Genomic DNA, 15118 nt, shown 5'->3' with positions numbered 1-15118 from the left:
TCCTCGGAATACTTCGAAGGGCGGGGCACCGGGACATCCTTCCCCCAGACCACTGTCTGGTTTCAAGGTGTCCGGCTCGAAGGTGGAACTTCAGTCCATGGGGTCAATGACCGTCTGGACGAAACCACTACATCGACTCGGCCTGCCTGGGAACCGATCCCCATGGAAACCGACGACACGTACTGGGCGCCCTTCCAACAGCGTTTCGCCTTCCGGCCCGGCATGCGATCCTGGCCCGCGATAGAAGAGCCCCGACCGTCGGTGACCGTCGACCTCGCACCAATCTTCGCCGGCAGCCACGCGCAGTTCGCCGCCGGCGCGGACGCCATCAACAGTCTCGCCCTGCTCGCGCTGACCCGAGTGCTCGACCCCGACAGCAGCCTTGTCGTGCTCGACTGGCAGCACCAGACGTACCGGTTCTGGCCCCACCAGTTCGCCTGCCAGTCAGATCAGCAATGGCCCACAACGGTGTTCCCGAACGGGGACTACTACATCTTCCTCACCGAGGACATGAGCACCGGGACCTTCGGACATCCTTGGGAGCAGACGCTCTGTGTCTTCGGCGAGCACCTGGTGTCTGCCCTGGTACCGACCCTCACGAGCTGGCTTGCCGTCAAGCGCAGCAACCGATGGCAAGAGTCAGCCCCTCCCCGCCGGGCGCCCTTCGACTGAGCTGGCGGATACGAGACTGGTCCGCCCGATCGGCGCTGACGACGACACCCGATCGCGCAATGTCGGCGGCAAATGAGGACGTCAAAGAAATACCCAGACGGCAGTAGATCCGGATAGGCTCCGCTTCTGCTCCGCGAATCCCTACAAAATGTCGAGCAGCGTTTCGATCCGTGTGGCCAGGACCAGATCCATGGCGCCTTCGACGCGGACGCTGACCACTGCACTCCCCGGTGACTGCGCCAGCAGGATCATCAGCGGGGGCGTACCTGACAGCGGGTAGTCGAACCAGCCATCGGCTGCCTCGTCATTCGTGTCTTCGAGCGCACCGGTGAGTGCCGCCTCGTCCAGATCGTCATAGGCGTAGCCGATGTAGGTGCTGATCTGCCGAAGCAGCCGCACGACGTGTTCCTCGCTAACCCAGCCACCGACCTGCGCCACGCCGTCGAGCACTCCTCTGTCTCGCGGCCGCGCCCCAGTCGACAGCAGTTGTTCCACCTGCGGGTCATAGGAGTCGAGCCCGAACGCGCCGGCCAGCGCAGGGAGTGCGCTGATGTCTGCCCAGCCATACGGCAGAGTCACCCCGACGAACCGATCAGCGAGGTCCGTGCGACTCCATGGCTGCCGCATACCCAGATCGTGATGCCACGGAGCGATCCTGTCGGCAAGGTCAGGCCAGCGGCGCAGCAGTTCCGTGCGGAAGGACAGCACTCTCTCATCCAGCAAGAGGTCACCGGCCTCTTCATCCGCAAGCCGTTCAGCCAGCCGACGAGGATTGCTGGCCGCCCCGGACGGCCAGAAGTACAGGTCGTAACTCACGCGCAGCAGCGTAGCGGCCCACCTGCCGGGATCCGATTCTCGACAGTTCAAGGCGCTGGCCCACCAACCGCCGACCCCCGAGTGCGACGGTACGTCATCAGCCGGTGCGCACGCTCGGCGGCAGATGATCGCGCTCATTCTTGTGGACGACCGCCTAGTTGCTACACGTGAGGAAGCGTCTCTATCGGGAAACTTCCATCACGAAGTCTCGTAACCTTCACCTTCTTCGCGTTGATCGAGAGGGCTTTTCTGTTCAGGAACCACCCGAACGTGTGACCGGATCGTAACGCCGCCGCCGGTTACGGTTAGCACCTCGGTTATTTGGAAGTGGGTTGTCACCACACATGACAAGGCGATCTTTGCACAACGGTTCCAAGGCGGTGCCGAGGCAGAGTCCGGCAGGGCTGGATGCTTTACGGGTGCTTCTAGTTCGAATTCTGGCCGTTCTCCTGATTGCTGTCTCCTTCATTGCGGTCAGCCAAGCCGCCAGCCCGACGCGAGCCGACGCGGCAACGGTCCACTGTGGATGGCCTCGCTGCACTTTGTACCTGAACCGTGCTGAGAGCTACAACTTTGCCTATGGCTCCTACACGCCGTCAGCGCCAGGTCCCATCGTGGGGGCCATAATTGTCCTTCGGCAAAGCTTGGGGTTCCTCGCACGCTATTACGTCAAGCAGGGAAAGTGTCTCAAATTCCAGGTGAGCGCATTGCCGTGGGATGCGCAGTCACTCATACCATACAACTGCTGAATCCCTCAGTTGTTGGCGGCGTCTGTCCCGATCGGGAGCCTCACGCGGTGAGCTTTGATCGCGTGGCTCTCGGCGCCCATTCCAGCGGACTCGGATCGGAATTAGAATGCGAGCGGGTAGCTCAGTTTCACCTGCGGTCCCGGATGGCAGCAAACATCTCGCGAGCCGCTGCGTTCGACATGCGACCCCGGACTGGCGTGCCATGCCGCCAGAATGAGATCTCGCAGTAGAAGAATCGCTTGCTCAGCTCCACAACCCCGTTGGAGGCAGACAGTTGTGGCGAGACCCTCAACACCATTATCTGCTTGCCGAGTCGACGATCCTTGCGGCTGATGAAATGCAGCCCGGCGCCTTGCCGAAGGCTTAACACACCGGATACCCAGATCGCATTGGGAAGCGGCGCCGCAGTCGCGTTTCCACAGCGGAATACCGAGGCGTTCGTGGGGGTGATCTCGACAGTCACGTGCCATTGCAGGTCGGTTGCCACAATTCTCCTTCCCCATCACGTTCGCTTTGCGACATACCTCGCAAATCAGGCCGTGACGCGCCAATTCGCGCCGCTCGCTCCACCCGCGATGCGGATCATGAATATCGGGCTGGTCATCCGATGGCCTTCACGGCCGCGTTTAGGTTAAGCGCTGTCCGTTCCGGAGCAGAAGAGCGCGCACTCACATCGGCATGACAATGCGCTGGAACGAGGTACCATCGCCCTTCGCCAGCGGCCTACGCTTCGGGCAGCTCGGCCCACGGCAGGAGCGAGGCCGAGGGAAGGGACCCTGCTGGAGGTGTAGTCCTGCCGGGCCACACATTGGCCGGGTCGAGACGGACGTCTGATCCGGAGCCGGACCGCGCCTGGTCAGGCGGCCAGGAAGTCCAACAGCCACCCGAGGCCGAATACTCCGAGTGCAGCAAGTTTGACCATCTGACCCTCGTGGTAGCGGCCGAGGGCAGCCCCGCACTTTTGCAGAAGATACGCTGCCGGCGCCGTCAGGACCCACAGATAGAATCGCAGCGGCAGAGTGCCCCACTGCGAGGTCGGCGGGCGCTCACGAAAGGTCACGGCCAAGATTCCGAACAGCAGGACCGCCCCGGTGACATAGCCGAACGTCAGCAGCCAGGCCAGCGATGCCGAGACGGTTTCGGACAGGACGACTTCTATCGCCAGCGCAATGACCACATTAGCGACCAAGGATCCGGCCGCCATCTTGAGATAAGCTGCGGAGACCCGTTCCCGGAGGTCTGCAAGGTCCTCGCTGATGAGGCCCGGCACGCTTTCCTCCAGATATCGGTCGGCCTCCTCCTGCGCGACTGCGACTTGCCAATCACAGGCATATGCAGACGACTCGTGAGATACATCGCAGGTATGTGAGCGGCCTAATCGCTCGGCAGCCGCCTTGTGCCATTCCTCGAGACTGTCCTGAGCAAGAGAGGGCAATACTGCCCTCGGCGGACCGTGGCCGGCCAACTCAAAATGCCACAGATAACTCCCATCGCCCTCACCCCGTGTCTCGATCAGGCTCCGGAACAGCTCACTCGACTGGGCCGCGACGTGGTGGGATCCCTTGAGGTCACTCATCGCGTCGAGAACGTTCTGCCGGTATTTCCTGATCTCCGCACCGACCGCCAGGATCCGTTCCGGCCCGATCACATCCAGGACGACGGTGAGACCGGCCACGAACTGTGCGACCTTGCCGATCCGGGCCCAGTCTCTGACGGAAAATGGACCGATCTGTGTTGTGCCCTGCAGATCGTGCTCCCACCAGTGCACGAGGAGTCGCCATTGCCAGACGGCCAGCAGGAGCACCGGTAGCGTCAGCAGGGTCACCGCTACCAGGTATCGGACTCGCAATACGGAGGTTTCGCGATCACCGGGCTGTCCCCCGTTGTCGTCCACTCGCCTACTCTGGACTACCCGGCGGCAGCCGGCAACACCGCACGTCAAAGTATCCTTTTAGATCCCCCGCTCTGGGCTGCTCACGTTCTGCGGACATTCAGCTGGAGTCACGGAACGCTGCACTGTCATCGGCATGACCGCGCACGGGCGTCGTGGTCAGGCGAAATCGTTTCTGCCCCTCTTGGTGGCGGCCTGCGACCGGATGTCAGGACGTCTGCGGCGGGGCGCCACGATCGCCGCGGAAAGTCAGCCCGGCCGTGTCCATCGCCGTTCGCAGGCGGCCCAGGGCGTAGGGTCCGACTCCGTGCAGTGCCTGCACCTCGGCCTCACTGAGGCCGGCGACCTGCTCGAGCCGGACCACGCCGTACGCGGTGAGCGCACGGGTCGCGGCGGCGCCGAGGTGTGGCAGCGGAATGCCCGGCTCCGGTGCCGGCCGGCCCCGGGCCGACCGGGGATGACCCTCGTGGTCCAGGACCGCGGCGCCGCGCGCCGAGAGCCGGTATCCGATGTCGAGCGATTCGGTCAGGCCGCGCTCCTTCAGCTTTCGCACGTTCTGTTTGAACGACGGGGTGTCTCGCCCCATCCGTTGCGCGAGGTCGGGCGCCCGGGTGGCCGGCAGTTCGTCGATCAGCAGGAGCGTTGCCCGGGTCCACGGCCCGGTCGGCGAGGCGCGGTCGAGCCGGTCGAGCCACCCGACGATCGTGTCGATCTCCGCGGCGTCGGGCACCGCCTCCCGCAGCGCGTGCCGCGGGTCGACGCCCGCGTACCGTAGCCCGATCCGATACACCGGCCGCTCGGGGTGGACGCGGTCCAGCCCGTGGCGGAGCGCCGCCAGCGACGCCGCGCCGGCCCGGCGGGCGTCTGCGGCGGTCAGCGACCTCACCGGTACGCGGTCGACGGACGTGACCTCGACCAGTCCGACCGCGGTACGCATCCGGGTGCCTACCCTGACCCGTGGCCGTTCCCACCGGCGGAACGCCACGTCGACGTCGCCGGCCCGGATCGCCGCCAGTTCCGCAGGACGCATCTGCACCCACCCAGTTCACCACACACCACGATCCACCAGCGGCTGCACCTCGCCGCATGCCCGGATACACCCGGCCCCAGGTCAGCGGTTGCACATCGTGTCGTCAGGCAGTGATGTCGACAAGGACCTTCCCGACGGCGCCGTTCTCCACCGCTTGATGGGCGTCGGCGGTGCGCTCGAGCGGGAAGCGGACCAGCGGCAGGCCGTGCTCCGCGCCGACCGGCAGCGCACCGGCCTCGACCGCGGCGGACACGTCCTCGGCGGCCGCGGCGAGCGCCTGCGGGCCGACCGTGTACAACACCAGAAACTGCAAGCGGGTATTCAGCATCATGTTCTGCCGCACGTCCAGCTCAACCGGCTTGCCACCGTCATTCGCGTACGTCGAGATCGTGCCCCGCGTCCGCAGCACGGCAAGGTCGAGGGCGAGGTTCGCACCGAGCGCTACCTCCGTGATGACGTCGACGCCGTCCGGGGCGATCTCGCGGATCTCCGCAGCGGCGGCGTCCTCGCGGTAGTTGATCGTGTGGTGGGCGCCCGCGGCCAGGGCCAGGCGAGCCTTCTCCGGCCCGCTGACGGTGCTGATCACCGTGGCGCCGGCCCACCGCGCGAGCTGGATCGCCGCGTGCCCGACCGCTCCGGCACCGCCCGCGACGAGGACGACCTTGCCGTCGAGCGCGCCGGGCCGCAGCCGCCGGGGTCCGTCCTCGGCGACGGTGAGCGCCCGGTGCGCGGTGAGCGCGGGCACCCCGAGCGAGGCGCCCAGGTCGAAGCCCACCCCGTCGGGCAGCGACACGGCCTGCGCGGCCGGCACGACGGTGAACTCGGCGGCCGTCCCGGTCGGCCGGCCCGCCGCCGCCATGAACACCCAGACGCGCCGGCCGATCCGGCCTGGATCGACGCCGCCGCCGACCGCGTCGATCGTGCCCGCGCCGTCGAGATGCGGGACGACCTCGGCGAACTGCTTCGGGTTGGTCGCACCGGACCTGGTCTTCCAGTCCGTCGGGTTGACGCCCGACACGGCGACGCGGACGCGCACCTCGCCCGGGCCCGGCTCCGGCACCTCGCGGTCGACAAGTTCGAGAACCTCAGTACCGCCGTTGTCGCGGTAGATGATGGCCTTCATCCTCCGGATGTTATCCGTCACGGCGGCGACCATGTCGCGCCGCCCGCGACAAGGAAGGGCAGAGACCTGACGTTGACCTGGTGACCTGGGCTTCTCCAGCCCCGCGGCCGCCTGGTGGCGGTTGTACAGTGACCGTGAGGTTTCTCGGAGCCTCGCGGCGGTGGGGCCCGCCGTCCCGGGCGACGGGAGAACCGCGGCAGATCCGCCAACGGTCCCTGCCAGCTTGCACGCCACTGGTGGGGGACTCGTGATGTCGCAGACCACTCGACTGCCGATGGACTCAGACGTCGATCTGCACGTCGCCCGGCAGCGCCGGGAGATGGTGCGGGCGCCGTGGTCGGTGCTGGGAGCCATTTCCGCCGGCGGCGCGTTCGGGGCGCTCGGCCGGTACGGTCTGGCCACCGCGTGGCCGCACTCGCCGGGGCAGTTCCCGTGGGCCACCTTCGTCACGAACGTCTCGGGTTGTTTCCTCATCGGGATCCTCATGGTGATGATCACGGAGGTGTGGTCGGCGCACCGGCTGATCCGTCCCTTTCTCGGGGTCGGTGTGCTCGGCGGGTACACCACGTTCTCGACCTACACCGCGGACATCCAGCAACTCGTGGCGGCCGGCGCGGCCCGCACGGGATTGCTGTATCTCGCGGCCACACTCGCTGCGGCGCTGGCCGCCGTGTATGCCGGCATCACCCTGACCCGGCTGATCACCCGCGGATATCGCAGCAGACGCGACCGCCGTCGCGGCGAGGAGGCGCAGTCATGAAGATCGAAGGGCCCGCCGTGCGGCTCACCATCTTTGTCGGCGAGGACGACGTCTGGCACCACAAGCCGCTGTACCACGAGATCGTGCACCGCGCGCACGTCGCCGGGCTGGCGGGAGCGTCGGTCCTGCGCGGCATCGAGGGTTTCGGTGCGTCGTCGCGGATCCACACGACGCGGCTGCTGTCGCTGTCCGAGGATCTGCCCGTCGCGGTGATCATCGTCGACCAGCAGGACCGAGTCCGCGCGTTCCTGCCGCAGCTTGACGAGCTCGTCACCGAGGGCCTGGTCATCATCGACCCGGTCGAGGTGATCCGCTACGTCGGACGCCCACCGAAGACCGCGCCATGACCGCGTTGCTCGTCATTCTCGGCGCCGCCGTCGGCGCTCCCCTGCGCTATCTGGCCGACCGGGCGGTGCAGGCGCATCACGACTCGGTCTTTCCGTGGGGGACGTTCACCGTCAACGTCGTCGGCTCCTTCATCCTCGGCGTCCTGATCCGCGGCGCGGCTCTGCACGAGGTGCCGGGAGGGGTCAGTGCCCTGCTGGGTACGGGGTTGTGCGGCGCGTTGACCACCTACTCCACCTTCGGCTACGAGACCGTGCGGCTGCTGGAGGACCGGGTCCGCGCGTACGCGGTACTCAACGTCGCAGCCAGCATCGGCGCCGGCCTCGGCGCGGCGTTCTGCGGCATCGCCGTTGCCGATGCGCTGTGGCCCTGAGCCCACGCAACGCCGAGCGCCAGGAGGGCTCATAGGACGGGACCTTGGACCCGGGACACGAACCGGCCGCGGGAGCCATGGTCGAAACATCGCCCTATCAAGGAGCTGTGACATGACGTTGTCCATCACCGGCCTGCGCGCCGTGGAAGTGCTCGATTCCCGCGGCCGGCCGACGCTGGCGGTCACGCTGAGCCTGCCGGACGGCAGCAGTGTGCGCGCCGGGGTGCCGTCCGGGGCGTCCACCGGCAGCCGCGAGGCCGTCGAACTGCGCGACAACGACCCGGCACGCTTTGCCGGCAAGGGGGTGCTGCGCGCGGCGGGCAACGTCAACGGCGAACTCGCCGACCTGCTGCGCGGACGCGCGTTTCCCGACCTGGCGGCCGTCGACCAGGCGATGATCGATGCGGACGGGACGGCCACCAAGTCCCGGCTGGGGGCCAACGCGATCGTCGGCGTGTCGATGGCCGCCGCCCGCGCGTTCGCCGCCACGGCCGGGGTGCCGCTGTGGCGCTACCTCACCCCCGACGGGGTGACGCCGCGGCTGCCCGTGCCGCACTTCAATGTCGTCAACGGCGGTGCGCACGCCCCGAACCGGCTCGACTTCCAGGAGTTCATGATCGCCCCGGTGGGTGCGCCCACCCTGGCCGAGGCGGTCCGGGCCGGCGCGGAGGTGTACGCCGCGCTGCGGCGACGCCTCGCCGACAAGGGCTTCGCCACCGGTCTGGGCGACGAGGGCGGGTTCGCACCCGACATCGACGCCCCCGAAGACGTCCTGACCGCTCTGGTCGACGCGATCACCGACGCCGGCTACACCCCGGGCCGTGACGGCGTGGCCATCGCCATGGACCCGGCGGCCAGCGAGTTCTACCGCGACGGCTCCTACCACGTCGCCGGGGAACGGTTGAGCAGCGACGACATGATCGCCCGGTACCAGGCGATCATCGAGGAATTCCCGGTGTGGAGCATCGAGGACGGCCTGGCCGAGGGCGACTGGGACGGCTGGATCCGGATGACCGAACGCCTCGGCGAACGGCTCCAGATCGTCGGCGACGACCTGCTGGTCACCAACCCGGCCATCGTCACCGAGGCGATCACCCGCCGGGCCGCGAACGCCGCCCTGATCAAGGTCAACCAGATCGGCACCATCACCGAAACCCTCGAAACGATGCGACTGTGCCGCAACGCCGGCTGGGCGCAGATGGTCTCCCATCGTTCCGGGGAGACCGAGGACACCTTCATCGCCGACCTGGCCACCGGCACCGGCTGCGGCCAGCTCAAGACCGGCGCCCCGGCACGCGGCGAACGGGTCGCGAAGTACAACCGGCTCATCGAGATCGAGGCCGAAAGCCGGATGGCGTACGGGCTGCGCTGAGGCTGAACAACCGCAGGAAGCGGGTCTCCATGCGTTCCCCACATCGGCTACATCCGGCCCGCACAGCGCGGCGTCACGGTAGGGGTGTCAGCCAGATCGATGAGTGGAGGAAGCGATGAGGACGACGACACGCCGGACGGCGATTCTGGTGGCCGCGGGTGCGCTCGGCCTTGGTGGGATCGTGGTGGCGGCACCGGCGCTGGCCGGGGCGGGTCCGTTCGCCGGCCTACCGGTGGCGGCGGCAACCCCCGGGCCGGGATGGTCCGGCGGCGGTATGGGCTCCGGTTACGGCATGGGCAACGGGTACGGCAACGGCCACGGCATGGGCGGCTCCGGGATGATGGGGGCCGGCGCCCGGGACGGCACGTGCCTCGACCCGGCGATCACCGCCGCGAAAGGCACCCTCACCGAGCAGCAGAAGACGACGCTGATCGCGATGGCGCAGGAGGAGAAGCTGGCGCACGACCTGTACACGGCGTTCGCCGGCAAGTACGACGCGGTCGTCTTCGACCGGATCGCCGCCTCGGAGACCCGGCACCTGGCCGCGGTGCGGACCCTGCTCACCCGGTACGGCGTCGCCGACCCGACGGCGGGCAAGACCGCCGGGCAGTTCAGCGACCCGACGGTGCAGGCGACCTACGACAAGCTGCTGGCACAGGGCCAGGCCGGCCAGGCCGCCGCCCTGCGGGCCGGCGTGACGGTCGAGCAGACCGACATCGCCGACCTCACCGCCGCCCTCGACGGGCTGAGCGCCCCCGACGTCACGCAGGTCTACACCCAGCTGCGGGCGGCCTCGCAACATCACCTGGCCGCGTTCCAGAACTGGTCCACCCGGTAACAGGGCACGTCAGACGCGGCGGCGGGGTAATACCCGCCGCCGCGTTTTGCGCGGCCGGCCGGTCTCCTGAGGCCCGCGTTCAGATCAGGGAATGGCGCCGAGCGCGGTGAGGCACAGCACGGTGGCAAAGCCGGCGACCAGCCACCGGGTTGGAGGTGGGGGTGGGGGTAGTGGCGACGGTGGGAGCGACCCGCCCAGCTGGACGACTCGTTCGCGGCGTTCCCACCGGGCGTAGCTGGTGGCAGCGACCGCGGTGGCGCGGCGACCTACCGATCCGGGTAGGCGAGCGGGAGGCGGATGGTGATGGTGGTGCCGCCGCCGGTGGGTGAGGCCGCTGAGACGGTGCCGCCGTGGGCGTTGACCAGTTCGCGGACGACGGCGAGGCCGATGCCGGAGCCGGCGACGGTCCGGGCCCGGGCTCCGCGCCAGAGCCGTTGGAAGACGTGTGGAAGTTCGTCGGCGGGGATGCCGGGGCCGGTGTCGGCGACCTCCAGGACGGCGAACTCGCCGCTGCGGTGTCCGCGTACGGTGACGCGGTCGCCGGGGCGGCAGTAGCGGGCGGCGTTGGCGAGCAGGTTGGTGATGGCCTGGTGCAGCCGGTCCGGGTCGGCGTGCACGGGCAGCGCGACCGTCAGGTCGGTGCCGGTGTGCAGGCCGGCGGCGTCGAGGGGGGCCTCGTGCGCGCTGAGCGCGGTGCGGGCGATCTCCGCCAGGTCGGTGTCGGTGCGGTGCAGCGACAGCGCGCCGGACTCGGCGGCGGACAGGTCGGCGAGATCCTGCACGACCCGGCCGAGGCGCAGGGTCTGGTCGTGCAGGGCGGCGAGGCGTTCGGTGTCCGGTTCACGCAGGCCGTCGCGGAGTTCTTCGAGGCCGGCCTGCACCGCGGCGAGGGGTGTGCGCAGTTCGTGGGCGACGTCGGCGGCAAGGCTGCGGCGCACCTGGTCGGCGCGGACCAGGTCGTCGGCCATGGTGTCGAACGCGTCGGCGAGCTCGCCGAGTTCGCCGGGACCGCCGGTGGCCGCGCGGGCGCCGGGTTCCCCGGCGGCGAACCGGCGGGCGGCGCCGGTGAGAGCCTGCAGGGGCCGGGTCAATCTCCGGGTCACATAGCCGGCGGCTGCCAGGGCGGTGAGCAGCGCGACGGCGGCAGCGCCGAGCACCCAGGACCACGCCACCGCCCGCCCGGCGGTGGCGGTCGTGGTGAACGCGAGCCGCACGCTGCCGACGGTCTGTGCGCCGGCGACGACGGGGGCCTCGACCACGGCGGCGGTGGCGGCGGCGTGCATTCCGCTCATTCCCGGCCCCATCCCCCGGCCCGGCCAGACCATCTGGTCATCGTCGTCCTGCACGACGAGCCGGGCGCCGGCGGCGCCGGCGATGGCCGACGCGGCGCTCAGGTCGGCGCCGGCCCAGCCGCCGGCCTGCTGGTATGCGGCGGCCACGGCTTCGGCGGTGCGGGCCGCGGCCTGCCGGCGGTCGCTCTGCTGGGCGCTGGTCAGGCCTCGGGCGGTGCCGACCAGGGCCGCGGCGGTCAGGACGGCGACCGAGGACAGCGCGACGAACAGGAACGCGGCGAGCAGCCGCCGGCCGAGCGGGCTGCGCAGCGGGCCGAGGAACCACCGGTCAGCGGTCACGGGACCACCCGAGGCGGTATCCGACGCCGAGGACGGTCTCGACGATGTCGGCGCCGTTGTCGCCGAGCTTGCGGCGCAGGTTCTTCACGTGCGAGTCGATGGTGCGTTCGTAGCCGGCGAACTCGTACCCCCGGACCCGGTTGACCAGCTCGTAGCGGGAGAACACCCGGCCCGGGGCGGCGGCCAGGGCGGTCAGCAGCCCCCATTCGGTGGGGGTCAGCTCCAGCGCGACGCCGTCGAGGTGGGCTTCGTGCCGGGTGTCGTCGATCCGCAGGTGTCCGCCGCCGTACGTGGCCGCCTCGGCCGCGCCGCTGGTGCCCTGGGTGCGGTGCAGGACGGCCTGGACCCGCAGGACGAGTTCGGTGGGACTGAACGGTTTGGTGACGTAGTCGTCGGCGCCGCGGCGGAGGCCGTCGATGCGGTCCTCGACCTGGCTGCGCGCGGTCAGTACCACCACCGGCACCTCTCGTCCCTGGCGGGCGGCGGCCAGGATTTCCAGCCCGTCCACGTCGGGCAGGCCGAGGTCGAGGACGATCAGGTCGATGCCGCCGGTGTCCAGCAGGCTCAGCGCCTCGGCACCGGAGCCGGTGGAGTGCACGGCGTGGCCGGCGCGTTCGAGGTACCGGCGGACGACCTCCCGCAGTTCCCGATCGTCCTCGACCACGAGAACCGCACCTGACATGGCTTGGTGACCTCCTCAGCTGCCTGTGTTCCGGAGTTGTCCGACATTCTGGAATGCTCGCTCGACCTCGGCGAGCGTCACACCCCGGCGGTCCCCGTCAGCGGTGCATTGCCGCAACTGGTCCGCGATGATCAGGTAGGCGGTCCGGTGCACGGCGTGGGACACCGCGGCGACCTGGAGCAGAACGGCTTCGTGGTCCCGGCCTGACTCCAGCATGCCGATCACCCCTCGCAGTTGGCCGGCGGCGCGGCGCAGCCGCCGGCTCACGGCCCGCGAGTGCGGCTGGTCGATGTCCATCTCACGCCTCCTACCCGACGGTGACGGTCACTTCGGGCGCCTGGACAAGGCTGTTGTGCACGGTGCAGTGCCCGGCCACCGCGGTCAGCGCGGGAATGCGCTCGGCGGGGAAGCCCACGGGTGGGTCGACGCTGACCCGGATCGCGGCGACCCGGGCGGGCCGGTTCGTGGCCATGTCGAAGTCGGCGTGCACGCGCAGCCCGGTGCGGTCGTCGCCGTGCCGGTCGAGGTACCTGCCGACGTAGAAGGCGACACACGCGGCGAGCGAGGCGGCGAACAGCTCGGTCGGGGTGGGCGCCTTGTCGGTGCCGCCGGCCTCGACAGGCTGGTCGACGGTGAGGTGATGTCCGCGTACGTGGATCTCGTAGACGTCGCCGTCGATGTGGCCGACGCTCACTTCTCCGCTGGTCATGACAATCTCCTAGATGAACAGCAGCTGGGCGCCGGCGGTCTTCTCGATGAAGTCAGCGGCGTTGATGATGTCCTCGACACCGTCGTACAGGTCGTCCTTGGCGAGGTGCATCATGTCGGCGGACATCCGGCAGGCCCACAGGTGGCCGCCGGAGGCGACGATCTGCTCCAGGAACTCGGGGACCTCCGGCACGCCGACGTCGGCGATCTGTTTTTTCATCTGGTGGGTGGCCAGCGCGGTCATCCCGGGCAGGCCCCCGATCCCTTGGGGCAGGTGGGTGGCGGTGTTACCCAGCATGGTGAATTTCAGGTCACCCATCCGCGACTTCGTGATCATGTCGAAGCCCCAGAACGTGAAGAACAGGTGGGTCTCGACACCCTCACCGAGCGCGGCGTTGGCCAGGACAAGACCTGGGTAGGCCATGTCCAGGGTGCCTTTGGAACAGATGATGGCCAGCTTACGGTCGGTGTTCTGATCGTCGTCGAAGTTCGGCACGATCGCCGGAACGGCTTCAGTGGTCATGGCAGTACTCCCGTTTCAGACACAGCCGTGGGGCTTGGGCAGACCGGCGATGTAGGCCATCTTCTTGGCCGGCTTCTTGGGGAACAGGGCGAACAGGTCCTTGGTGCCGATGCCGCCGACAGTGGACACGCGGCGCAGCGTGGCCGTCTCGCCCTGCGCGGCGTAGTCCTCCCGCAGGAACGTGATCGCCTTCCAGTGCGCGTCGGTCAGGCCGATGCCGATCTGCTCGGCGAGCTGCTCGGCCAGGTCGGGGTCCCACTCGTCGTAGCTGGTCAGGAAACCTTCGGCATCAACGTGGACCGTACGACCGGCGATAGTGGTCACAGGCATGGCTTGTCTCATTCCTCCGAGGTCGGGATGTGTTTGCCGGCCATCGACATGTGCGCCGGCAGCGGAATCGGCCGTCCGGGGAGCAGGACGTTCCAGTACATCCACCGGAACGCGAGCTTGCCCCAATGGTTCACGGCCGCCTCGTCGAGCAGCCGGAACGGGCCCACGGCCGGCACCGGGTAGCGGCCCGGCAACGGCTCGGTGTCGTAGTTGAAATCGATCAGCAGCGCCTTGCCGTCACCGGACTCGACGAAGCAGTTGGCGTGCCCGTCGAAGCGCCCGGTCATCGGCTTGCCGGCCACGTACGCGACGAAGTTGTCGACGAACACCTCCACGGCGAAGTGCGCGACCGACCCGGCCTTGGAGGTCGGGATGTCGTTGGCGTCGCCGAGCGCGAACACGTTGTCGTACGCCTTGGCGAGCATGGTGCCCCGGTCGACCGGCACCAGGTTCAGCTCGTTGCCCAGCCCGGAACGAGCGACGTAGTCGGCGCCCATGTTCAGCGGCACGGTGACCAGCAGGTCGAACGGGATCTCCCGCTCGTCGTACGACACCAGCGTGGTGCCGTCGACGCGTTCGACCAGGAAGTCCGGCTCGACGGTGATCTTCCGCTCGTCCAGCATCGACCCCAGCCGGGCGGCGGCGATCGGTTTGGTGAACGCCCCGGGCAGCGGTGTCGCGTAGACCAGCTCGACGCGGTCGCGCATGCCGCGCTGCCGGAAGTAGGCATCGGCGAGGAAGACGAACTCCAGCGGCGCGACCGGGCACTTGATCGGCATCTCGGTGATGTGCACGACCAGCCGGCCACCCTCGAACGCGTCGAGAGCCCGGGCGAGCGCGAGGGCGCCGTCGTAGGTGTAGAAGTCGAAGATGCTCCGGCGCCACTGCCCGCCGTCGAGCAGGCCCGGGGTCTGGTCCGGCCGCGGACTCACGCCCGTGGCGATCACCAGATAGTCGTACGGAAGGGACCGGCCGCCGGACAACAGCACCCGGTTCTCCTCGGCGACCACCCGGGCGACCTCGCCCCGGACGAACTCCACGCCGTCGACGACCAGCGGCCGGGTCGGCTTGACCACCTGCTCCGGGCTGTACATGCCGAACGGCAGGAACAGATAACCCGGCTGGTAGAAATGCGCCTCGCTGGGCTCCACCACGGTGATCTGCCAATCCGGGCCGGCCAGGCGATGACGCAGCTTGTTGACCACCATCGTGCCCGCCGTGCCGGCACCCAGGACGAGCAACCGTCGCATCGCGTCCACCTCCCACTGATCTCTG

General features: G+C 68.8%; 18 protein-coding genes. 6 read left to right on the top strand and 12 right to left on the bottom strand.

Annotated features, from left to right (window positions below; genetic code table 11):
- On the top strand, positions 1-672 hold a 672-nt coding region (locus ACIBQZ_RS39975; RefSeq protein WP_396094165.1), incomplete at its 5' end, for a DUF2716 domain-containing protein.
- Positions 673-813: 141 nt separating this feature from the next.
- On the opposite strand, the gene ACIBQZ_RS39970 is transcribed toward ACIBQZ_RS39975, so the two are convergent.
- From ACIBQZ_RS39970 to ACIBQZ_RS39950, 5 genes are all read right to left on the bottom strand, one after another.
- A complete protein-coding gene (locus tag ACIBQZ_RS39970) occupies positions 814-1488 on the bottom strand; it encodes a hypothetical protein (RefSeq protein ID WP_396094164.1) in 675 nt (224 codons plus the stop codon).
- Positions 1489-2364: 876 nt separating this feature from the next.
- Complete coding sequence (locus ACIBQZ_RS39965; RefSeq protein ID WP_396094163.1) at positions 2365-2724, bottom strand: hypothetical protein; 360 nt, start codon at positions 2722-2724, stop codon at positions 2365-2367.
- Positions 2725-3093: 369 nt separating this feature from the next.
- A complete protein-coding gene (locus tag ACIBQZ_RS39960) occupies positions 3094-4062 on the bottom strand; it encodes a hypothetical protein (protein WP_396094162.1) in 969 nt (322 codons plus the stop codon).
- Positions 4063-4336: 274 nt separating this feature from the next.
- The gene (locus ACIBQZ_RS39955) at positions 4337-5158 is read right to left on the bottom strand and encodes a hypothetical protein (RefSeq protein WP_396094161.1); all 822 of its coding nucleotides are present in this window, start codon (positions 5156-5158) and stop codon (positions 4337-4339) included.
- 103 nt (positions 5159-5261) lie between these two features.
- Positions 5262-6281, bottom strand: coding sequence for an NADPH:quinone reductase (locus tag ACIBQZ_RS39950; RefSeq protein ID WP_396094160.1), 1020 nt, complete (start codon positions 6279-6281; stop codon positions 5262-5264).
- Between the two features lie 250 nt (positions 6282-6531).
- Between ACIBQZ_RS39950 and ACIBQZ_RS39945 the strand changes: the two genes are divergently transcribed.
- The 5 genes from ACIBQZ_RS39945 to ACIBQZ_RS39925 all read left to right on the top strand — a co-directional run bounded on the left by ACIBQZ_RS39945 (position 6532) and on the right by ACIBQZ_RS39925 (position 9969).
- The gene (locus ACIBQZ_RS39945; protein ID WP_396094159.1) at positions 6532-7041 is read left to right on the top strand and encodes a fluoride efflux transporter FluC; all 510 of its coding nucleotides are present in this window, start codon (positions 6532-6534) and stop codon (positions 7039-7041) included.
- Positions 7038-7388, top strand: coding sequence for a DUF190 domain-containing protein (locus ACIBQZ_RS39940; RefSeq protein WP_396094158.1), 351 nt, complete (start codon positions 7038-7040; stop codon positions 7386-7388). The genes ACIBQZ_RS39945 and ACIBQZ_RS39940 overlap by 4 nt, the downstream gene beginning before the upstream one ends.
- A complete protein-coding gene (crcB, locus tag ACIBQZ_RS39935; protein WP_396094157.1) occupies positions 7385-7759 on the top strand; it encodes a fluoride efflux transporter CrcB in 375 nt (124 codons plus the stop codon). Before ACIBQZ_RS39940 ends, crcB begins: the two co-directional genes overlap by 4 nt.
- Before the next feature lie 112 nt (positions 7760-7871).
- Positions 7872-9131 (top strand): phosphopyruvate hydratase, encoded by a 1260-nt coding sequence (gene eno / locus ACIBQZ_RS39930; protein ID WP_396094156.1) that lies wholly within the window; start codon positions 7872-7874, stop codon positions 9129-9131.
- Between the two features lie 115 nt (positions 9132-9246).
- A complete protein-coding gene (locus tag ACIBQZ_RS39925; RefSeq protein WP_396094155.1) occupies positions 9247-9969 on the top strand; it encodes a DUF2202 domain-containing protein in 723 nt (240 codons plus the stop codon).
- 266 nt (positions 9970-10235) lie between these two features.
- On the opposite strand, the gene ACIBQZ_RS39920 is transcribed toward ACIBQZ_RS39925, so the two are convergent.
- The 7 genes from ACIBQZ_RS39920 to ACIBQZ_RS39890 are packed head-to-tail and all read right to left on the bottom strand — an operon-like array spanning position 10236 to position 15093.
- Positions 10236-11600: an ATP-binding protein gene (locus ACIBQZ_RS39920; protein WP_396094154.1), complete on the bottom strand. Its 1365-nt coding sequence runs from the start codon at positions 11598-11600 to the stop codon at positions 10236-10238.
- Positions 11590-12282, bottom strand: a complete 693-nt coding sequence (locus ACIBQZ_RS39915; protein WP_396094153.1) for a response regulator transcription factor — start codon at positions 12280-12282, stop codon at positions 11590-11592. The genes ACIBQZ_RS39920 and ACIBQZ_RS39915 overlap by 11 nt, the downstream gene beginning before the upstream one ends.
- A 15-nt stretch (positions 12283-12297) precedes the next feature.
- Positions 12298-12579: a metal-sensitive transcriptional regulator gene (locus ACIBQZ_RS39910; RefSeq protein ID WP_396094152.1), complete on the bottom strand. Its 282-nt coding sequence runs from the start codon at positions 12577-12579 to the stop codon at positions 12298-12300.
- Positions 12580-12589: 10 nt separating this feature from the next.
- Positions 12590-12991: an OsmC family protein gene (locus ACIBQZ_RS39905; RefSeq protein WP_396094151.1), complete on the bottom strand. Its 402-nt coding sequence runs from the start codon at positions 12989-12991 to the stop codon at positions 12590-12592.
- 9 nt (positions 12992-13000) lie between these two features.
- Positions 13001-13513 (bottom strand): DsrE/DsrF/DrsH-like family protein, encoded by a 513-nt coding sequence (locus ACIBQZ_RS39900; RefSeq protein WP_396094150.1) that lies wholly within the window; start codon positions 13511-13513, stop codon positions 13001-13003.
- 15 nt (positions 13514-13528) lie between these two features.
- The gene (locus ACIBQZ_RS39895) at positions 13529-13843 is read right to left on the bottom strand and encodes a TusE/DsrC/DsvC family sulfur relay protein (RefSeq protein ID WP_396094149.1); all 315 of its coding nucleotides are present in this window, start codon (positions 13841-13843) and stop codon (positions 13529-13531) included.
- Between the two features lie 8 nt (positions 13844-13851).
- On the bottom strand, positions 13852-15093 hold the full coding sequence (locus tag ACIBQZ_RS39890; RefSeq protein WP_396094148.1) for an NAD(P)/FAD-dependent oxidoreductase: 1242 nt from the start codon (positions 15091-15093) through the stop codon (positions 13852-13854).
- Positions 15094-15118: the final 25 nt, after the last annotated feature.

The organism is Actinoplanes sp. NPDC049599 (assembly GCF_044465625.1).
GTDB lineage: Bacteria > Actinomycetota > Actinomycetes > Mycobacteriales > Micromonosporaceae > Actinoplanes.
Note: the sequence above shows the minus strand (reverse complement) of the source record. Positions and strands in the feature narration are given on the sequence as shown.